Genomic DNA, 20,386 nt, shown 5'->3' with positions numbered 1-20,386 from the left:
GCCAGTGCCCGGCCTCAGAGCCTTTACCGCGTCAACCTCATCGGCAGTTTCTGCCGGTCAGCGGAGGTTTCGCCATATCCGGGCGATGTCCGCAACTTGGAGATGCTGTTGAAAAAGTCGATGTGTAAGCGCGGCGAAAATAGCGGCTGAAGTCTTCCTGCTCGGCTCTTCACGCCGAGATTGGTCTGAGCTTTGCAAGTTTGCGGAGGTTCTGGACTGTTGCTGCGAGGTGGAACTCATCCTTGGCGCCGTTTGGTCCTCTAAGGCGGAGGCGGTCGAGGCCGATGATGCGTTTGAGGTGGGCGAAGAGCATCTCTACCTTCTTTCTGGCGTAGCTGGAGACGACATAGGCATCGGTCTTCGCGATATCCCGTGCTTTTTGGCGGGCGTCTTCATGCCTGGATCGGGCGATTTTCCGGGTCGCCTGGTTGGGCGTGCATCGGGGCTTCAGCGGACACGCCGCGCATTCCTGTTTCCGGGCGTAGTATTTCTTGAAGCCATCCTTGCCGAACGCCGGGCGCCCCTTTGAGATGTTCCGCCAGTACGGCTTCAGCTCCTTCCCGCCGGGACATTTGTAAGCATCGGTGTCCGGATCGTAGGTGAAGTCGGTGGCAGGAAACGCGCCGTCCTTGCGCTCGGACTTGTCGAAGACCGGGATGTGGGGTTCGATACCTTGCTCTTTCACAAGCCAGCCAAGCATCTCCGCCGCACCATAGGCCGTGTCTGCGGCCAGCAGCCATGGGTGCAGGTCGAAACGGTCTTGGGTTCTCACCAGCATGTCTCGCACGGCACCCACTTCCGCCTGACGTATCGGCGCAGTCGCTTCGACATCGACGATGATCGCATGGTCCAGATCGACCAGGTAGTTGGTGCTGTAGGCAAAGAAGGGCCTGTCGCCATTGGCTCCAGTCAACCGCGCGGCCGGGTCGGCGGGCGAGATCGCCTTCGGCTTTACCGGTGTCGCAGCGCCGAAGGCCGCATCATCGATGCGTATCAAGGTATTCCTGCGTCGCCCGGTTTGCAGCGTCTGCTGCAGACCATTCTGAGAAGTCCACCTTCGTATAGCGGCTGGCATCAGCCTTGATGAGCGAAGCATCTGCTCCAAAGCTCTCGCCGCCGACCAGTCCCTCGGCAATGCAGCGCGCCAGCACCTGCTCGAACAGATGCCGGAAGAGGTTGCTGTCCCGGAAACGTCCATGTCGGTTCTTGGAAAAGGTGGAATGATCGGGCACCGGATCGGCCAGATCGAGGCGACAGAACCAGCGATACGCCAGATTCAGATGCACCTCTTCACACAGCCGCCGCTCTGACCGGATACCGAAGGCATAGCCCACAATCAGCATTCGGATCATCAGCTCGGGATCAACCGAGGGCCTGCCTGTTGAACTGTAGAACGGCGCGAGATGTCGGCGCATGTCAACAAGGTCTACAAACCGGTCGATCGCGCGCAAAAGATGATCCGTCGGAACGTGATCCTCAATACTGAACTCGTAGAACAGCGCACCCTGCGCAACTTGCCCCGGTCCCATCATCAGCAACTCTCCTGCAAATCAAGAGAATTGAATCAGCAGCCAAAGCATCGCTCAAGCAGAGTTTTTCAACAGTATCCGGACAATGCTGCCGTCCGTCATTCGTGGACTAACGCCCGCTTCCAGCCCAAAGCGGCCCCAGTACCGGTTGTGCCTGAGATTGTAGCCGTCAACGACCCGGTCCTCTCTATCATCATCGTTTTCCCACGTCAGGAAGTTAACGCCGACGCTCCAGTACTGCGTCAATCACTTGCTGCCACTTGCCCGCAGCCTCCAGATCACCGTTCTCAGACAGGATTTTTCTGGCTGAAACCGCGTGTTGCCCGCGCACGGCCTCAATCCCTTTGCGGTTTTGCTCCAAAATAGCTCCAAAAATCACCGCGCGAATGCACTCCGCTCTGGTCTCCCCCATATGTAACCAAAGGTCCGGCCAAACCTCTTCTTCCATGTATTGCAATGCCACCCGCGGATCAGACAGGGCTTCACCCCATTCCCGAGCACCGGTATATTCGACCTCCAACAGTCCGGTTTCTTCCAACAATTCCTGACAAAATTCATTTCTGCCCGCGACCCACTCCGCCTCTTCGATCACATATTGATAGGACTGCTGATCCACTTTCAGGCGGCTATCCACTTCGCGTATGATCTTGAAGCCGATCTTACTCATCATTTCTTCGCTGTGCGGGTCGCCTTCGAACGTCAAACCGCCCACTTCGAAGGTCAAAATCCCAGCATCACCTGCCGTAGTTTCGCCCGGAACGGAACTGTTTTTCTTGGCTTGCTGCCGTTGAGGTCTTTTTGGCGTTACATGCCTCATCACCTCGGTACGAACCTCATCCTTGGGCCTAACCGAAATCATCGTGCCCCCTTGCGCTGAGCGGGTAAAGACAACGAAATACGTCTCGCCGTCCACCAGCATATGGGTTGAAGCTGCGTCCTTCTCAGGGGCCTTCGCGCCCTTGGACACTGCGTAGGATCGCGCCGCCTCAAAAAACAGATCGCTTGACAGCGCTTGATCCAGCCCTTTTGACACCATCCGTTTGACCCGGTTTTCAACAGCCTTGTCCCGGCGGCGTTTGTGAGATGCCACGAAATAGATCAGCCCGCCGATCAGGAGCAGCCACGCAGGCGGGAAAAAGAAACCGGCAACAATCAGGCCAAGTGCCACAATCAACAACATCAAATATTCCTTTTGATCGAAAGCATAAGGCGAGCCGAATGTACAACCCGTGACGAACATGTCAGCAGTGCACAACATACTGGTGCTCACCATTAGGCCGATTAAGTCGAGGACAGCAACCAATACCAGCGACATTGCAACGGCCGCTCCCTTCGCGTTGCAACCGATCATCGGCAGCGCAGCATCCGGTAGAGAGGGCTCAACACCGACATTCTCCGCATTTGCACGGCCCGATCATTGGATACCCCACTCCCCACATTGGGCAGCGCATCGACCCGCCCTCCCCCTTCCCCTCCCCTGCCCCGCTGGCTAGATAGGATCTCCAACCTATCTGGGAGAGTTTTTCTTGGACCGTATCGCCCGCACCATCGCCGCCGAAATCAATGCCCGCCCAGACCAGGTGGATGCCGCGGTCAAGCTGCTGGACGAAGGCGCCACCGTGCCCTTTGTCGCCCGCTACCGCAAAGAGGCGACCGGGGGGCTGGACGATACCCAATTGCGCACGCTGGCCGACCGGCTGACCTATCTGCGCGAGCTTGAGGCGCGGCGCGAGACGATCCTGGGCTCGATCCGCGATCAGGGCAAGCTGACCGACGCGCTGTCGCTCTCCATCGCACGGGCCGAGACCAAGGCGCAGCTTGAAGACATCTATCTGCCCTACAAGCCCAAGCGCCGCACCAAGGCGATGATCGCCCGCGAAAACGGGCTGGAACCGCTGGTCGAGGCCATTCTGGCCGACCGTCGCGCCGAGCCCGAGACGCTGGCCGAGACCTATCTCTCCGAAGCGGTGCCCACCCCCAAGGACGCGCTGAACGGCGCCCGCGACATTCTGGCCGAGCGCCTGACCGAGGATGCCACCCTGCTGGGCGATCTGCGCGCCTTTCTGCACCGCGAGGCGATGCTGAGCGCCAAGGTGATCGAGGGGCAGGAACAGGCGGGCGCCAAGTTCTCCGACTATTTCGCCCATTCCGAGAAATGGGCCACCACACCGTCGCACCGGGCGCTGGCCATGCTGCGCGCCCAGAAAGAGGGCGTCGTGACGCTGGATATCGCCCCCGATGCCGAGGGCGCGGCGCGGGCCGAAACCATGGTGGCCGCGCGGCTGGAAACCCGTGGCTCTGGCCCCGGTGACGAATGGCTGCGCAAGGTGGCCGGCTGGACCTGGAGGGTGAAACTGTCGCTGTCGATGATGGTCGACCTGATGGGCGATCTGCGCGCCCGCGCGCAGGAAGAGGCGATCCAGGTCTTTGCCCGCAATCTCAAGGACTTGCTCTTTGCAGCCCCGGCCGGGGAGCGGCCCACTCTGGGGCTTGATCCCGGTATCCGCACCGGGGTCAAGGCGGCGGTGGTCGATGCCACGGGCAAGCTGGTTGCGACCGACACGCTCTATCCGTTCCAGCCCAAGAACGACCTGCGCGGCGCGCAAGCCAGCATCGCGCGGATGATCGCCCAGCACGGCATCGAACTGATCGCCATCGGCAACGGCACCGCCAGCCGCGAGACCGAGCGCATGGTGGCCGACACGCTGAAGCTGCTGCCGAAATCGGTGAAGGCCCCCACCAAGGTGGTGGTGAGCGAGGCCGGCGCCTCGGTCTATTCCGCCTCGGAACTGGCGGCACGCGAATTCCCGGGGCTGGACGTCTCCTTGCGCGGCGCGGTGTCGATCGCCCGGCGACTGCAGGATCCGCTGGCCGAACTGGTCAAGATCGAGCCCAAGAGCATTGGCGTCGGCCAATATCAGCACGATGTCGACCAGCACCGGCTGGGCCAGATGCTGGAGGCAGTGATCGAGGATGTGGTGAACGCGGTCGGCGTCGACCTCAACACCGCCTCGGCGCCGCTGCTGGCGCATGTCTCGGGGCTGGGACCTGGTCTGGCCGAGGCGATCGTCGCCCATCGCGACGTGAACGGCGCCTTTGCCGCGCGGCGCGACCTGCTCAAGGTGGCCCGCCTTGGCCCCCGCGCGTTCGAGCAATGCGCAGGCTTCCTGCGCATACGCGACGGCAAGGAGCCGCTCGACGCCAGCGCCGTGCACCCCGAGGCCTATGAGGTCGCCCGCCGCATCGTCAGCGCCTGCGGCCGCGATATCCGCCAGATCATGGGGCATGAGGGCGCTTTGAAAGGCCTGCGGACGGAACAGTTCGTGACCGATACATTCGGCCTGCCCACCGTGCGTGATATCCTGGCCGAGCTGGAGAAACCCGGCCGCGACCCGCGCCCCAGTTTCGTGACCGCCTCTTTTGCCGACGGGGTCGAGGATATCACCGACCTGCGCCTCGGCATGGTGCTGGAAGGCACCGTGACCAACGTCGCGGCCTTTGGCGCCTTTGTCGATATCGGGGTGCATCAGGACGGGCTGGTGCATGTCAGCCAGTTGGCCGACCGGTTCGTCAAGGACCCGCATGAGGTGGTCAAGACAGGCCAGCTGGTCAAGGTCACGGTCACCGAGATTGATGTACCCCGCAAGCGGATCGGCCTGACGATGCGCAAGGATGGCGGTGCCTCGGCCCGGCAGGAGAAACCGGCGCGCTCTGGCGGCCCCAAGGACCGGAACCCGCGCGGGCCGATGCAATCAGGGCCCAAGGGCGGTGGCAATACCGGCGCGTTGGGTGCCGCGCTTCAGGACGCGCTGCGCAAACGCTAAGGCCCCCTACCCCGCCGCCTCGATCCGGATTGACCGGATCGAGGGGTCGAGGCGGGAATAGACAGCCAGCAATCGCCCGCTCCATTTTGCGGCGATGTAATCGGCCATGAACCGGCTGGGCGCCATCAGCACCGCACGCCCGTTGCCGCGTTCCACCTCGCTCAGGTGTTGGAACCAGCTTGACCACAGTTCCGGGTCGCGCCCATGAAGCGCCGCCTGCACCTGCGCCCAGACCGGATCGTCGCTGGCCTCGGCCCGCGGGGGCGGTACATGCAGGGGCACCACATTGCCCGCGGTTTCGGTTTGCGGGGCTTCATCCAATCGCGCCTCGAAATCCGACCCGATCACCGCCCAGCTGTCGCGTGTGTCCAGCAGCATCTGTTTCAGGTCCAGCTCATAGACACTGACCCGACCCCGCACGCCCGGACGTTTCACCGTGACCCAGCCCAGTGTCCGCAGCCGGGCCATCTCGCGTTTCACGGTACGTGCGTCCACCGACCACAGCCGCGCGATCTCGTCACGGCCCATGGACAGCTCGTTGCGCTGCCAGTTGTAGCGGGTGGTGATCAGCGCCGAAAGCCGCAGGATCAGCCGCTGCCGATGCTTGTCGCCAGCCAGGGCATGCACCGCCAGCGCCGAAAGAATATCGTATTTCAGGGCCGACGCATTGCGCCCGACCGGTTTTGCGATCTGCATCATCCAACTCTCTGCCCGTCTGCCTCGACGATGGGATCTGTTGTCCCTTGGGTGTCGGTCCGGCATCTTCTCAACGCTTTTCCCGATCTTGGGGCAATTAGCGTCCAAAGCTTCGATTCTGTCAAGCGGCTTGGCCCAAGGCCCCCTCCCCTTCCCCTTTTCAAAGAAAGAAAAAGGGTGAAGTACTGGTGAGGGGGGACATTCTGTCTGTCCCCTTATCGGCCCCTTTTGTCCCCCTATTAGGGGTATTCCGGCGCCCATGTGACCCCATATCTTGCGGAGCGCTGCCGGAGACACTCGGTCGAATCGCGACGCTCTGGCGGCCCTGGACCCGAATCGGAAGGCCCCTGTTTTCAAGGGCTTTCTTACCCGTGGGTAAGGTCGCATCCTCATGATATTTCCTTTTGCCATAAATGCAAATACAGCGTAAATGGGTAACCATAGAAAATTAGCGTCCTGAGAAAAGGAAGCCCGAGGCATGTACACACACGAAGACCTGAGTCACCTGCGCAACCAGTCGCTGAAGCTGCAAGGCTGGATCCGGCAGCAGACCTTCAGCCCCGAGATGGAGAAGACCTTGCGCCGCTTTTCCAGCTGGGAGGTGAGCGAGTTGATCTTCAACGTCAACCAGTCGACCTTTCGCGGCAAGCTGGTCGCCGATCCCACCCTGCCCGGCGGCGAGGTGGAACCCGATGGCCGCCAGCGCTGGTTCAGCCTGGAAGAGGTGAACGAGCTGCGCCGCCGGCTCAAGATTAACCGCAAGTCTCTGATGCCGCCGCGCCCGGCGGGCAAACGCGCGATCCGCGCGGCGGTGGCCAATTTCAAGGGCGGTGCGGGTAAGTCCACAGTCGCCCTGCATCTGGCCCATGCCGCCGCACTGGATGGCTATCGTGTGCTGGTGGTTGATTTCGACCCGCAGGCGACGCTGAGCCACTCCATGGGTCTGACCGACGTCGCCGAGGATTACACTGTCTGGGGCATCATGGCGCGCGACCTGATCCGCGAGACCGAGCGGATGAACAACCGCGCCGCCGCCGCCGAAAGCGGCACCGCCCTGCCCCGCCGCCAACTGCCTGCCTCGATCACCGGCATGGGTCTGGGCGATCTGCGGGTGGGCGATTTCATCAAGCCCAGCTCCTGGTCAACGATCGACGCGATCCCCTCTTGCGCCAACGCCGCCTTTGTCGAATTCGCCAGCGCGCAATACCGGCACCTGAATCCGGAATGGTCCTTCTTTGCCGCCGTGTCGCGCTATCTCGATCAGATTCCCGATGACGCCTATGACCTGATCCTGTTCGATTGCCCACCAGCCATCGGATACCAGTCGATGAATGCGGTGTTTGCCGCCGACATGCTCTATATCCCCTCGGGGCCCGGATATTGGGAATATGACTCGACAACCTCGTTCATCGGGCAGCTGGCCGAGGCGTTGGAGGATCTGTCGCACGGGTTCGATGGCGTCTTACCCACGGGTAAGATCGGCCTGCCCAAGACCTTTGCCGAGATTCGCTTTATCCTCACCCGCTATGAACCGGGCAATGCCCTTCATCAGGCGATGTACGAGGCGTTCCGCAAGGTGTTCGGCCATCACGTCACCGAGCATCCGGTCGAGATGACGCGGGCGGTGGAACAATCCGGCCGCTTCCTCAATTCGGTCTACGAGATGGATTACCGCGAGATGACGCGGGAAACCTGGCGCCGCGCGCGCGGCACTTTCGACAACGCCTATCGCGAGTTCCGCGAGGTGATGTTGTCGGCCTGGTCCAAGCTGGAGGATGACGCATGACCCGCAAGCGCAGAATCTTCGATATCGACATGCCGGCGATGGAGGACATCCCGGTCGGCAAGGTGCCCGACAAGGTGCTGGACAAACACCGCCGCGGCCCGATGGCGACTGCGATCTCGGAAAACGCCGATGCACTGCGCGACCGGCAAGAGACCGAGGACCGTATCCGCGCCGAAAACGACCAGCTGGCGCATGAGCTGGTGCGGCTGAAGAAAGAGGGGCTGATCACCGACCTGGTGCCGCTTGACGCGGTCCATGCCGAGCGGCTGACCCGCGACCGCGCCACTGGACCGGACCCGGAGCTGGACGAGCTGAAAACCTCGATCCGCGAAATCGGGTTGTCGAACCCGATCCGGGTCGAGAAGCGCGCCGATGGCGGGTACGAGCTGGTGCAGGGCATGCGGCGCCTGTCGGCCTATCGTGCGCTCTACGAGGAAACCGGGGATGAACGGTTCGCGCGCATCCCGGCGGGCATCCTGGCGGTTGCGCCGACGGATGATCAATACCGCCGGATGGTGGATGAAAACCTGATCCGCAAGGATATCTCGTTTGCCGAAATGGGCGCGCTGGCGCGGGCCTATGCCGAGGACCCGACCAATGATTGCGCCGATGTGGACAAGGCGGTGTCGGTCCTGTTCAAATCCGCCAGCTACACCAAGCGCAGCTATATCCGCGCCTTTGCCAGCCTGCTGATGATGCTTGGCAAGTCGCTGGAGCACCCGAACGAAATCCCGCGCAATGTGGGTGTCGATCTCAAGCGTAAGCTGGATGGCGATCCGGGGTTGGTCCGGGCGGTCAGTTCTGCCTTGCTGGCGCTGCCGGGGCGGAGCGCGGCGGACGAGGTGGCGATCCTGCGCGGCTTTGCCGACGGGGCAGGGGCGCCGGAACCGCAGACACCTGCGTCCGCGCCCAGCGGCGACAAGACCCGCCGGGCCAAGACCACCTTTCAGATCAGCCGCCCGAGCGGGATCGCGAAATGCTCGGCCTCGAACGGTCGGATCGACCTGCGGTACAATCTGGATTTCACCCGCATCGATCGGCAAAAGCTGGAACAGGCGGTGGCCAAACTGATCGACAGTCTGCAAGAGGACTGACGGTTCGCGGTCTTACCCACGGGTAAGACCGCCTTACCCCAGCAGATCGGTTGCGGGGTTTTCGACAATCTCCACATCGTCGTAATAGCGCTGCGCCTGTGCTACCGAGCGGTGCAGGCTGAGCCGCATCGCCGCCTGGATCGGCGCACCGTCCAGCGCCGCCTGGGTCAGAAAACCCGAGCGCAAGCCGTGTGGCGTGGCAAAGTCCGGTGGCAGCCCGGCGAGCTGTAACCGGTGGCGCAGGATTTGATAGACGGCGTCGGGGGTCAGGCGACGGGGCAGCACGCGGTCGGATTTCGACACCGGGCGGAACAGCGGGCCGTCGGTGATGCCCGAAACCTCGAGCCAGTGCACCAGCGCCTGCGCGGCGCGGCCCTTGAGCACCAGCCGGGGCGTTGCGCCACGCCGGGTGGTTTTGGTTTCGACCAGCGACAACCAGACGATACCCTCGCTGGCGAAATCCTTGAGCGAGACATCCTCGACCCGGATGGCGGTGATCTCGGAGCGGCGGCGGCCGCCACTGGCCCAGCCCAGCATCAACAGCGCGCGGTCCCGGCAGTCACGACGCGAGCCCCGGCAGGTGGCGAGCAACTGTTCCAGAACCGGCCGGGTGATCGGGTTGCGCGACTTGGGCGCAGCGGGCCGTGCCGCCGCGCGCCGGGCCTTGGCGCGGGCCTGTTTCAGCAGCGGGCTGTCAAACGGGCTGTCGAGGTTCTTCATCCGGTGAAAGGCCTGCCACGAGGCGATGCGCCGGTTCAGCGTCGCGGGGGCCGGACAGGTCAGCGAGCGGCGCAGGCCGCGCGCGATCAGCGCCTCCGCCACTTCTCGGGTGGGGCCGGTCGCGTCGCTCAGGTCGCGGCTGTGATCGAGGATGAAGCGCAGCGCGCATTCATGCTGTTCGGGCCAGACAAGAGGCGCGCCAAAGCTGAGCTGTTTCCAGGCGGTGAGATAGAGCAGGTCCCGCTCGTAAGCGCGCAGCGTGTTTTCCGGCGTGCCGCGCACGTAGAGATCGTTGAGTGCCTTTCGGTCGCTGTCGGCGAGGGAAGGGGGCGTCAAAGGCTGCGGTATCGCGGGTTTCATGGGGGCGAGGGTGGCAGATTCCGGCCTGTCTGCCAAGAGACATGATAATAGAAAGTTATCAAGTATAATGGATCAGATCCACGCCTCTCCAAGTAGTGTGCAAAAAGTAATAATTTTGAGCGCAAGAAGCAGAGGTGTCATGTATCGAAAGAAGAAACCGGGTTGCGTCATAACCAACGGTATGGCGATGCGGTCGGGGATACGGCAGGTTTTGCCAATCCGGTGCCGCCGCCGAGAATGGCGCCGATTTGCTGTAATCTTGACGCCGTTTCTTGTGGATATTGTCAGGGTTTCGTAGGCTGAGACGGATGTTTTCAAGCCGATTGGACCCTGACCTTGAGCCAGAAATCCCAGCCCTCCGGCCCCGCAAAGCCGCCCTCGACCCCCATCGTCTCGTCCGATCACCTGGCGGGGACCGACCAGGGCTGGCAGTTCAGCGAACTCGAATACGCGATGACGATGACCTATAACGCGTTCTCGCGCTGGATGACCCATTGCATGAAGGCGGTGGGGTACAAGGATTTCAACCCGCTCGACATTCTTGTGCTGCACAATGTCAACCACCGCGGCAAGGAGAAGCGGCTGTCCGACATCGCCTTCATGCTGAATGTCGAGGACAATCACACCGTCAATTACGCGCTCAAGAAACTGGCCAAGGCGGATCTGGTGACCGGCCGCAAGGTGGGCAAAGAGATGTTCTATTCCACCACCGATCAGGGGCGGCAGGTCTGCGAGGCTTATCGCGACGTGCGCAAGGCCTGTTTGCTGGACGCGGCCGAGGCGACCGACCGCGACTATGACGAGATCAGCCATGTCGCACGGGTGCTGCGCAGCGTCTCGGGGCTTTATGATCAGGCGTCGCGCTCGGCGGCGTCCCTGTGATCATGTCCCCCGGCGTCGGGCGAGGGGTGGCGTCGCATGACCCCTGGGGCCTATGCTTGGGCATAGGCTCGACGATGGAAAACCGAGGGGGACCGATCCATGCGCATGTTCCTGGTTGCTCTGCTGCTTGCCCTGACGGGACTGCCCGCCGCTGCTCAGGAAGCCGTCTATCTGATCAGACATGCGGAAAAGGAATTGTCCGGGGCCGATCCCGCGCTGACACCAGAGGGACGGCAGCGCGCCTCGGATTGGGCTGAGATGCTGCGCCATGCGGGGCTGGATGCGATCATCACCTCGGACGCGCTTCGGACCCGACAGACCGGCGGGATCATTGCGGATGCGCTCGGTCTTGAGGCGACCGCATTGCCCAGAGAGGATATTGCCGGCCTGCTGGACGTTCTGGAATTCGATCACGAGGCGGATACCGTCTTGATCGTCGGCCATGCCGAGACCATTCCGCGCATTCTGGCGAAGCTTGGTCTGTCTGACGACGTGAGCATTGATCAGAGCGCCTTCGCCAACCTGTTTGTCGTTCTGAGGCCCGCGTCAGATGATCCGGTGCATCTCCACCTTCGGATGCCGTGACCGCGCGGCCCTGATCACGTCGGGTGTTTTGTACCGGTGCATCATCGGCCTGCGGGCAACTGACGCTTTCCAACGATGCGTGCTGCGCCTAGGGTCGGGGCCGGATACAGCAGTCAGGACCATCAGATGACGACCCCCCAACCAGACACGGCCGCCCGCACCACCCATGATGCCGAGGCCGACGCACGCAACAGCGATATCCTGATCTATGTGGATGGCGAACTGGTGCACCGGGACCAGGCCAAGGTCTCGGTCTATGACAGCGGCTTCATGCTGGGCGACGGCATGTGGGAGGGGATGCGGCTCTATGACGGGGAATGGGCGTTTTTCGACGCGCATATGGATCGCCTCTTCAACTCGTGCAAGGCGGTGGCACTGGAGATCGGCAAGACGCCTGAGGAGATCCGCGCCATCCTGGACCGCACGGCGGCGGCCAATGGCATGACTGGCGATGCCCATTGCCGGCTGATGATCACGCGCGGGCGCAAGGCGAAACCGTTCCAGCATCCGGGCCTGTCGAAATGGGGGCCGACCATCGTGGCGATCGTCGAACATTCGGTGCCCTCCGAGCGGGTGCAGGGGGCGGGGATCCGGCTTGCCTCGGTGCCGCAGGTGCGCGGGCTGCCGCACAGCCAGGACCCCAAGTTCAACAGCCATTCCAAGCTGAACTGCGTGATCGCCTGTTTGCAGGCCGAGCAGGCGGGCGCGGACGAGGCGCTGATGCTGGACCCGCATGGGTTCGTGAACACCACCAATGCCTGCAACTTCTTCATCGTGCGGCGGGGCGAGGTTTGGACCTCGACCGGGGATTACTGCATGAACGGGGTAACGCGGGCCAATGTGATCACGCTGTGCCGCGAGGCGGGCATCCCGGTGTTCGAAAAGAACTTCTCGCTTTACGAGGCCTATGGCGCGGACGAGGCGTTTTTGACCGGTACCTTTGGCGCCCAGACCCCGGTGGCCGAAATCGACGGGCGGGTGATCGGCGCGGGCGATGGCGCGGGGCCGGTGACCCGGCGGATCCGGGCGCTTTACAAGGCGATGGTGGCGCAGAACGTCGCCGGGCAGAAGGCCCGGCGCGGATGAGCACCGCTTTGCGGGCGTATCGCGCGGCGCTATGATCTGGGCATGACACGCAAGCCCGACCCATATGACGCGGCCGAGGGGATCCCCGGCCCCTATGACGGCGACCCGGTCGAGGAGGACGACCTGTGGTTCCTGCCTGCGCAGGAGCCGGGTGAAGCGGAGACCGAGCCGCTGTTTCCCACGCCGCGTGCCGCGCCCAGACCCCTGTTCGATCCGGTCGAGTGGCGTGCGGCGCAGGATGCGCTGTCGGGTGATCTGGCCGATCTTGCGCTGGGATTCGGGGCGCTGGACGAGCGGCTGCGCGCCGGGCCGCGCCAGTGGGTGCATCGGCTGGCGTTGCTCGAAGTGGCCGATCTGGGATGGTGGGCAGGCGACCGCATCGGGGCCGAGCGGCTGGCGCTGTGGACCGGGTTGCGGCTGGGTGCGACGGGTGAGGATGCGCAGGCGCTGGCCCGCGCCGGCTGGGCGGTGCGCAGGTTGAGCGGAGGCCCCGCGCCAGACGCGGGCGGCTGGGCCGAGGGGCTGGCCGGGTTTCTGGACCGCGCTGGCGCCGAGGGCGACACGGTGCCCGAGGCCGTGGCCGATCTGGGCGACGTGATGGCGCAGGCGGCGGCGCTGCATCCGGCGACGCGGGCGGCAATGCTGTTTCATTGCTGGATCATGCTGGGACAGGGGCCGTCGGTCGGGCTCGAAGCGGCGGTGATGGCGGCGCGCCATGGCGCCGCGATGGGGCGCGGTGGGGCGCTGTTCCTGCCGCTGGCGCTGTCGGGGCCGGGCGCGTTGCGCGGTGCAGGTCCGGCGGAGCAGAAGCTGACCGTCTGGTTGCGCGGGGCGGCGCAGGCGGTGACGGCGGCGCTGTTGCATCTGGATCGGGTGGCGGCCTGGAGCGTGCGGGCAATCGAGAAGACAGGCGATCTGAGCGGGCGGACGCCGCCCGCGCTGATCGAGGTGCTGACCGCCTGGCCGATGGTGACCGCGCCGCTGGCCGAGGCCCAGACCGGCGCCTCGCGCGCGGCGGTTCAACGCAACCTCGACCTGTTCGCGCGCCGGGGATTGGTGCGCGAGGTCACGGGACAAGGCCGTTACCGGGTCTGGACGGCCGCGGTGTGAGCCGTTTTCCGATCCGGAAAACGGCCCGGAAAACGTGTCGTTTTCCGGCCCCCCCTCAGCCGTTTGCGCGCAAACCTCTGGGAGCCTGACCGAAGCGGGCGCGAAAGGCGCGGGTCAGGGCGCTGGCATTGTCATAGCCGCAGCGGGTCGCGATCTCGGAGACCGGCAGGTCGGTCTCGGTCACCAGCTTGTGCGCCAGGTTCAGGCGCAGCCGGCGATAGACGGTCTGCGGCGTCGCGTCGAAGGCCGCGCGCATCCGGGTTTCCAGCGTCTTTTGCGTACAGCCCGCGCGCCGGGCGATCTCGGCGATGGGCAGGGGCTGTTCCAGCGTGTCCTGCATCACCATCACCGCCCGGTTCACCTGCCGGGTGCCGCCCCCGGCGGGGGCGGCATGGGAACGCGCCGAATCCCGCGTCATGAACAGCTGCGCCACCTCCAGCGCCAGCAACTGGCCGTGGTCGCGCCCGATCAGGTGCAGGATCAGGTCAAAGGCCGCCATCGCCCCGGAACAGGTGATGCGCGGCCCGTCCAGAACGAAGCGTTCGCGCAGGGTCTCGACCTGGGGAAAGGTCTCGGCAAAGCGGGTCAGCTCCTCCCAGTGGATGGTGGCCCGGTGCCCGTCCAGCAGCCCGGCCCGCGCCAGCAGCCAGCTGCCGGTATCGAGCCCGGCCAGCACCGGATAGCGCCGCGCCGCCGCCCGCAGCGCGCGCTGGGTGGCCCAGCCCTCGAGGTCGCGAAACCCATAGGAGGGCATCACCAGCAGCATCGCGCCCCGGCCCGCATCCAGCCGGTCATGCGGCGCCACCTGCAGGCCCGAGGAGCTGTGCACCGCTGCCCCGTCCGGGGTCAGGAACCGCCAGGCATAGAGCGGCTGGCGCGACAGCATGTTGGCGGCGCGCATCGGTTCGACCGTGTTGGCCAGGCAGTGGTTCGAGAAATTGTCGAACAACAGCACATCGTAAACCTGAGTCTGTACCGAAGTATTTGTCCGATCTTGCATGATGAATGACTAACCCTGCACGATAGCGGCGCGCAAGCCGGGATTTCCTGTTTCAAACCGCAACAGGAGCCCGTGCCATGCATTTCGGATTGAGCGAAGAGCAGGAGATGATCGTCTCTACCGTTCGCAGCTTTGTGGAGAAGGAGATCTATCCGCACGAGGATTTGGTGGAGCGCACGGGCGAGGTGCCCAAGGAGATCGCCGACGAGATCAAGCGCAAGACGATCGAGCTGGGCTTTTATGCCTGCAACTTTCCCGAGGAGGTGGGTGGCGCGGGCCTGTCGCATCTGGAATTCGCGCTGGTCGAGCGGGAATTGGGGCGGGGTTCGATGGCGCTCAACCATTTCTTCGGGCGGCCGCAGAACATCCTGATGGCCTGCGAGGGCGAGCAGCGCGAGCGCTATCTGTTGCCCGCAGTCCGCGGCGAGCGGATGGATGCGCTGGCGATGACCGAACCCGGCGCCGGGTCGGATGTGCGGGGGATGAAATGTTCGGCCGTGCGCGATGGCGGCGATTGGGTCGTGAACGGGACCAAGCATTTCATCTCGGGCGCCGATCATGCCGATTTCATCATCGTCTTCATCGCGACCGGCGAGGACATGACACCCAAGGGACCAAAGAAGCGTATCACGGCGTTTCTGGTCGACCGGGGCACGCCCGGTTTCACCATCCGCGATGGATACCGCTCGGTCAGCCACCGGGGCTACAAGAACATGGTGCTGGAATTCGACGATTGCCGCCTGCCGGATGCGCAGGTTCTGGGCGAGGTCGATGGCGGGTTCGCGGTGATGAACGAATGGCTCTATGCCACCCGGATCACCGTGGCCACCATGAGCGTGGGTCGCGCGCGGCGGGTGTTCGACTATGCGCTGAACTATGCGGCAGAGCGGGAACAGTTCGGGCAGGCTATCGGCAAGTTCCAGGGCGTCAGCTTTCAGATCGCCGACATGATCACCGAGATCGACGCCGCCGACTGGCTGACCCTGGCCGCCGCCTGGCGTCTGGACCAGGGCCTGCCGGCCAATCGCGAGATTGCCAGCGCCAAGGTCTATGCCAGCGAGATGCTGGCGCGGGTCACCGACGCCACGCTGCAGATTTTTGGTGGCATGGGGCTGATGGACGATTTCCCGATCGAGCGGTTCTGGCGCGATGCGCGGGTCGAGCGGATCTGGGACGGCACCAGCGAGATCCAGCGCCATATCATCAGCCGCGACCTGCTGCGTCCGCTGGGTGCGTGATGGCGCGCGGTCGGGTTCGCGCTGAAGCGCGACGCCTCCGGCGGGAGTATTTTCGGCGAAGTGAAAGGGCAGGGGGCCTGTCATGAGCAAGGGCTTGTCGCGCATGTTCCAGCCGCGCTCGATCGCGGTGATCGGGGGCGGCGCCTGGTGTCGTCAGGTGATCGTGCAATGCCGGCGCATGGGTTACGGCGGTGCCATCTGGCCGGTGCATCCCAAGGCGGCGGAGGTCGAGGGATATCCGGCCTTTGCCCGGCTGGAGGATCTGCCGGGCGCGCCCGATGCGGCCTTTATCGGCATCAACCGGCATGCCACCGTCGAGGCGGTGGCGCTGCTATCGGCCATGGGGGCGGGCGGGGCGGTCTGTTTCGCCAGCGGGTTTTCCGAGGCTTTGGCCGAGGACGAGACCGGGAGCGACCTGCAGGCCGCGCTGGTGGCGGCGGCGGGTGACATGCCGATCCTGGGCCCCAATTGCTATGGCTTCGTCAATGCGCTGGACGGGGCGCTGCTCTGGCCCGATCAGCACGGGTGCAGCCGGGTCGAACGCGGCGTGGCCATCCTGACTCAAAGTTCGAACATCGCGATCAACCTGACCATGCAGCAGCGCGGCCTGCCCATCGCCTATGTGGTGACCTGCGGGAACATGGCGCAGACCGGTCAGGCGCGGATTGCCATGGGGTTGCTGGACGACCCCCGGGTGACCGCCATCGGCCTGCATATCGAGGGGTTCGGCGATCTGCGCGACTGGGAGGCGCTGGCGGCCAAGGCCGATGCGCGGGGCGTGCCGCTGGTGGCGCTGAAGGTCGGGGCCTCGGAACAGGCGCGGCAGGCGACGGTGTCGCATACGGCGTCCCTGGCGGGCAGCGATGCGGGGGCGCAGGCGCTGCTGGACCGTCTGGGCATCCCGCGCCTGCGGGCGCTGCCCGACCTGCTGGAGACGCTGAAACTGTTGCATTGCTGCGGGCCGCTTGCCGGGCGGGGCATTGCCTCGATCAGCTGTTCGGGGGGCGAGGCGAGCCTGATCGCCGATATGGCCGAGGGCGGCGGGCTGCGCTTTCCACCGCTGAGCGGGGACCAGCGGGTGCGCTTGCGCGCGGCGCTGGGGCCGATGGTGGCGCTGAGCAATCCGCTGGATTACCACACCTATATCTGGCGCGACACCGATGCGATGGCGGCGGCCTGGTCCGGGATGACCGGTGAGGGCATCGCCTTGACCGTTTCGATTGTCGATTATCCGGTGACCGATGCCAGCGACTGGGCCTGCGCCACCCAGGCGGCGCTGCGGGTGCGGGCCGAGACCGGGGCGCCCTTTGCCGTGGTGGCAACGCTGCCGGAACTGATGCCGCCTGATGTGGCGGCCGAGCTGATGGCGGGCGGCGTGGTGCCCCTGATGGGCCTGCGCGAGGCGCTGGCGGCGGCCGAGGCGGCGGCCAGCCTGCGCGCGCCCGATCCGGTGCCGCTGTGCCTGCCGGGGCTGGGCGCGGCGGAGCGGTTGCTGGACGAGGGTGCGGCCAAGGCGGCGCTGGCGGCGCATGGGCTGGCGGTGCCGCGCAACCGGACCGCGCGCGCTGACGGGATAGCGCAGGCAGTGGAGGGGATGCGCGGGCCCTTTGCGGTCAAAGGCGTCGGGTTGGCGCATAAATCGGACCATGGCGCGGTACGGCTGGGCGTGGCGGCGGCGGATGTCGCGCGTGTTGCATCCGAGATCGGCACACCCGAGGTGCTGGTCGAGGAGATGGTGAGCGACACTGTGGCCGAGTTGCTGGTGGGCGTCGTCCGCGACCCGGCGCATGGCTTCGTGCTGACGCTGGGCGCGGGCGGGGTGCTGACCGAGTTGATGCGGGATACCGTGTCGCTGCTGGTGCCTGCCGCGCCCGAGGCTATCCGCGCCGGGCTGGAGCAGCTGCGCATCGCGCCCCTGCTGGCGGGCTATCGCGGCAAGCCGGGGGCCAATATGGATGCGATCCTGGAGGCTGCCGCGGCGGTGCAGGACTATGTGCTTGCCCATGCCGAAACACTGGGCGAGGTTGAGATCAACCCGCTCCTTGCCACGCCGGACCGGGCGGTGGCGGTAGATGCACTGATCAGAAAGGGCTGACCGATGACCCCCATCAAGACGCGCCGTGACGGCGCCATTTTCGAGGTGACGCTGGACCGGCCGAAGGCCAATGCGATCGACCTGGCCACCAGCCGGATCATGGGCGAGGTGTTCCGCGAGTTCCGCGACGACCCCGAATTGCGGGTGGCGATTCTGACCGGCGGCGGCGAGAAGTTCTTTTGCCCCGGCTGGGACCTGAAGGCGGCGGCCGATGGCGATGCGGTGGATGGAGATTATGGCGTCGGCGGTTTCGGCGGCTTGCAGGAGCTGCGCGACATGAACAAGCCGGTGATTGCCGCCGTCAACGGCATCGCCTGCGGCGGCGGGCTGGAACTGGCGCTGTCGGCGGATATGATCATCGCCGCCGATCACGCCACGTTCGCGCTGCCCGAGATTCGCTCGGGCACGGTGGCCGATGCGGCCAGCGTGAAGCTGCCCAAGCGCATCCCCTATCACATCGCGATGGAGCTGTTGCTGACCGGGCGCTGGTTCGACGCCGAGGAGGCGCATCGCTGGGGCCTGGTGAACGAGATCGTGCCCTGCGCGCAGCTGATGGACCGCGCCTGGGAACTGGCGCGCCTGCTGGCCAGTGGCCCGCCGCTGGTCTATGCCGCGATCAAGGAGATCGTGCGCGAGGCCGAGGATGCCAAGTTCCAGGACACGATGAACAAGATCACCAAACGGCAGTTGCGCACGGTGGATGTGCTCTATTCGTCCGAGGACCAGCTGGAGGGCGCCCGCGCCTTTGCCGAGAAGCGCGATCCGGTCTGGAAAGGGTGCTGAGGGGCAGGAAACGAAAGTGAGGAGGCCCCTTTTCGGCGCCGTATCATGTACGATATCCCGGGTCTAACCTAGACGCGGGAACACGGCGGTTTTCTTCACCGTGCTGTAGACAAAGCTGGTGTCGATCGAGGCGATGCCGCCGATGGGGTGGATGCGGGTGCGGATGAACTGTTCGTAAGCATCCAGCCCCGACACCACCACCCGCAGCTGGTAATCCATCGCGCCGGTCATGATGTGGCATTCCAGCACTTCGTCGATCTGGCGCACGCGGGTTTCGAACCGCTGCACGTCCTCCTGATTGTGGCGTTCCAGCCGGATGCGGACAAAGACGGTGATCGGCAGTCCATAGGCGGCCGGGTCCACATCGACGGCAAAACCCCGGATGGCGCCGCTCTTTTCAAGATTGCGCAGGCGGCGCAGGCAGGGCGAGGGCGAGAGACTCACCTTTTCGGCCAGGTCCTGGTTGGTCATGCGTCCGTCCTGTTGCAGGGCGCGGATGATCTGGCGATCTTTGCTATCCATTTTCGTCTTTCTTGGCAGAAACTGCCAATATTGAATATCAGATTGGCAGAAATAGCAATCTCATCGCTGTTTGGCTTGGCTATCCTGACCGCAAAACCAGATCAGGAGATCCCGCCATGACCCATGCCAAGGGCTTTGCCAGCCGCGCCATCCACCACGCCTATGACCCGCTGGACCACGAGGGCGCGCTGACGCCGCCCTTGCATCTGACCTCGACCTTTGCCTTCGAGACCGCCGAGGCCGGGGGCGAGATGTTCGCGGGCGAGCGTCAGGGGCATATCTATTCGCGCATCTCGAACCCGACGCTCGACCTGCTGGAACAGCGTATCGCCACGCTCGAAGGGGCCGAGGCCGGGCTGGCGCTGTCCTCAGGCATGGGCGCGATCACCGCCGTTCTGTGGACGCTGTTGTCGCCGGGGGATGAGGTGATCGTGGACAAGACGCTCTATGGCTGCACCTTCTCTTACATGCGGCACGGGTTGGCGAAATGGGGGGTGACCATCACCCATGTGGACCTGACCGACCCCGAGAACCTGAAAACCGCGATCAGCGACAAGACCCGCGTGGTCTACTTCGAGACGCCCGCCAACCCGAACATGCGGCTGGTCGATATCGCGGCGGTAAACGAGATTGCCCATGGCGCCAGTGCCTCGGTCGTGGTCGACAACACCTATGCCACCCCTTACCTGACCCGGCCCATCGAGATGGGCGCCGATATCGTGCTGCATTCGGCCACCAAATATCTGGGCGGCCATGGCGATGTGGTGGCGGGCCTTGTGGTGGGCGGTGCCGAGCAGATCGCGGAGATTCGCCTTTACGGCATGAAGGACATGACCGGCGCCGTGATGGCCCCGTTCAACGCGATGCTGATCCTGCGCGGGCTGAAAACGCTGGCGCTGCGGATGGACCGGCATTGCGCCTCGGCCCAGGTGGTGGCCGAATGGCTGGCCGCGCATCCGGCGGTGGGCGAGGTCTATTTCCCCGGTCTGGCGTCTTTTGATCAGCACGCGCTGGCAAACCGGCAGATGGCCCAGCCCGGCGCGATGATCGCGTTCGAGCTCAAGGGTGGCATGGAT

Annotated in this window: 16 protein-coding genes and 1 pseudogene; 11 read left to right on the top strand and 6 right to left on the bottom strand. The window is 64.5% G+C overall.

Annotated elements, in window-relative coordinates; all coding sequences use genetic code 11:
• Window positions 1–169: 169 nt before the first annotated feature.
• Window positions 170–1,532, bottom strand: a pseudogene (locus AC2FNY_RS19685) (transposase).
• A 214-nt stretch (window positions 1,533–1,746) separates the two neighbouring features.
• Window positions 1,747–2,844 carry a hypothetical protein gene (locus tag AC2FNY_RS19680; protein ID WP_496803501.1) on the bottom strand — a complete coding sequence of 366 codons (1,098 nt, stop codon included), beginning with the start codon at window positions 2,842–2,844 and terminating at the stop codon, window positions 1,747–1,749.
• 211 nt (window positions 2,845–3,055) lie between these two features.
• Here AC2FNY_RS19680 and AC2FNY_RS19675 point away from each other — a divergent pair, with 211 nt between their 5' ends.
• Window positions 3,056–5,353 (top strand): Tex family protein, encoded by a 2,298-nt coding sequence (locus AC2FNY_RS19675; protein ID WP_496803500.1) that lies wholly within the window; start codon window positions 3,056–3,058, stop codon window positions 5,351–5,353.
• 6 nt (window positions 5,354–5,359) lie between these two features.
• Here the strand turns inward: AC2FNY_RS19675 and AC2FNY_RS19670 are convergent, their stop codons facing one another.
• Entirely contained in the window at window positions 5,360–6,052 is a 693-nt protein-coding gene (locus AC2FNY_RS19670; RefSeq protein WP_496803499.1) for a DnaA N-terminal domain-containing protein, read from the bottom strand.
• A gap of 475 nt (window positions 6,053–6,527) precedes the next feature.
• Here AC2FNY_RS19670 and AC2FNY_RS19665 point away from each other — a divergent pair, with 475 nt between their 5' ends.
• Both AC2FNY_RS19665 and AC2FNY_RS19660 read left to right on the top strand, forming a co-directional pair.
• Entirely contained in the window at window positions 6,528–7,835 is a 1,308-nt protein-coding gene (locus AC2FNY_RS19665; RefSeq protein ID WP_164132093.1) for an AAA family ATPase, read from the top strand.
• Window positions 7,832–8,929 carry a ParB/RepB/Spo0J family partition protein gene (locus tag AC2FNY_RS19660; protein WP_496803498.1) on the top strand — a complete coding sequence of 366 codons (1,098 nt, stop codon included), beginning with the start codon at window positions 7,832–7,834 and terminating at the stop codon, window positions 8,927–8,929. The genes AC2FNY_RS19665 and AC2FNY_RS19660 overlap by 4 nt, the downstream gene beginning before the upstream one ends.
• Window positions 8,930–8,962: 33 nt before the next feature.
• Here the strand turns inward: AC2FNY_RS19660 and AC2FNY_RS19655 are convergent, their stop codons facing one another.
• Entirely contained in the window at window positions 8,963–9,985 is a 1,023-nt protein-coding gene (locus tag AC2FNY_RS19655) for a tyrosine-type recombinase/integrase (RefSeq protein WP_496803497.1), read from the bottom strand.
• A gap of 360 nt (window positions 9,986–10,345) precedes the next feature.
• On the opposite strand from AC2FNY_RS19655, the gene AC2FNY_RS19650 reads away from it, so the two are divergent.
• From AC2FNY_RS19650 to AC2FNY_RS19635, 4 genes are all read left to right on the top strand, one after another.
• Window positions 10,346–10,891, top strand: coding sequence for a winged helix DNA-binding protein (locus AC2FNY_RS19650; protein ID WP_234168410.1), 546 nt, complete (start codon window positions 10,346–10,348; stop codon window positions 10,889–10,891).
• Window positions 10,892–10,990: 99 nt separating this feature from the next.
• The gene (locus AC2FNY_RS19645) at window positions 10,991–11,476 is read left to right on the top strand and encodes a SixA phosphatase family protein (protein WP_496803496.1); all 486 of its coding nucleotides are present in this window, start codon (window positions 10,991–10,993) and stop codon (window positions 11,474–11,476) included.
• Window positions 11,477–11,602: 126 nt separating this feature from the next.
• Window positions 11,603–12,562 carry an aminotransferase class IV gene (locus AC2FNY_RS19640; protein ID WP_496803495.1) on the top strand — a complete coding sequence of 320 codons (960 nt, stop codon included), beginning with the start codon at window positions 11,603–11,605 and terminating at the stop codon, window positions 12,560–12,562.
• Window positions 12,563–12,604: 42 nt separating this feature from the next.
• Window positions 12,605–13,672 carry a helix-turn-helix domain-containing protein gene (locus AC2FNY_RS19635; protein ID WP_234168407.1) on the top strand — a complete coding sequence of 356 codons (1,068 nt, stop codon included), beginning with the start codon at window positions 12,605–12,607 and terminating at the stop codon, window positions 13,670–13,672.
• 55 nt (window positions 13,673–13,727) lie between these two features.
• On the opposite strand, the gene AC2FNY_RS19630 is transcribed toward AC2FNY_RS19635, so the two are convergent.
• Window positions 13,728–14,672 (bottom strand): GlxA family transcriptional regulator, encoded by a 945-nt coding sequence (locus AC2FNY_RS19630; protein ID WP_234168406.1) that lies wholly within the window; start codon window positions 14,670–14,672, stop codon window positions 13,728–13,730.
• 77 nt (window positions 14,673–14,749) lie between these two features.
• Between AC2FNY_RS19630 and AC2FNY_RS19625 the strand changes: the two genes are divergently transcribed.
• From AC2FNY_RS19625 to AC2FNY_RS19615, 3 genes are all read left to right on the top strand, one after another.
• Window positions 14,750–15,910 carry an acyl-CoA dehydrogenase family protein gene (locus tag AC2FNY_RS19625; protein WP_234143687.1) on the top strand — a complete coding sequence of 387 codons (1,161 nt, stop codon included), beginning with the start codon at window positions 14,750–14,752 and terminating at the stop codon, window positions 15,908–15,910.
• A gap of 82 nt (window positions 15,911–15,992) precedes the next feature.
• A complete protein-coding gene (locus tag AC2FNY_RS19620; protein WP_496803494.1) occupies window positions 15,993–18,005 on the top strand; it encodes an acetate--CoA ligase family protein in 2,013 nt (670 codons plus the stop codon).
• Window positions 18,006–18,008: 3 nt separating this feature from the next.
• Window positions 18,009–18,788 (top strand): carnitinyl-CoA dehydratase, encoded by a 780-nt coding sequence (locus AC2FNY_RS19615; protein WP_496803493.1) that lies wholly within the window; start codon window positions 18,009–18,011, stop codon window positions 18,786–18,788.
• 63 nt (window positions 18,789–18,851) lie between these two features.
• Here the strand turns inward: AC2FNY_RS19615 and AC2FNY_RS19610 are convergent, their stop codons facing one another.
• Window positions 18,852–19,310 (bottom strand): Lrp/AsnC family transcriptional regulator, encoded by a 459-nt coding sequence (locus tag AC2FNY_RS19610; RefSeq protein WP_234140617.1) that lies wholly within the window; start codon window positions 19,308–19,310, stop codon window positions 18,852–18,854.
• Between the two features lie 116 nt (window positions 19,311–19,426).
• Here AC2FNY_RS19610 and AC2FNY_RS19605 point away from each other — a divergent pair.
• Window positions 19,427–20,386, top strand: a 960-nt coding sequence (locus AC2FNY_RS19605) for an aminotransferase class I/II-fold pyridoxal phosphate-dependent enzyme (RefSeq protein WP_496803492.1), incomplete at its 3' end; no start/stop codon positions are given.

It is taken from the genome of Ruegeria sp. BHSC223 (assembly GCF_059613025.1).
Note: the sequence above shows the minus strand (reverse complement) of the source record. Positions and strands in the feature narration are given on the sequence as shown.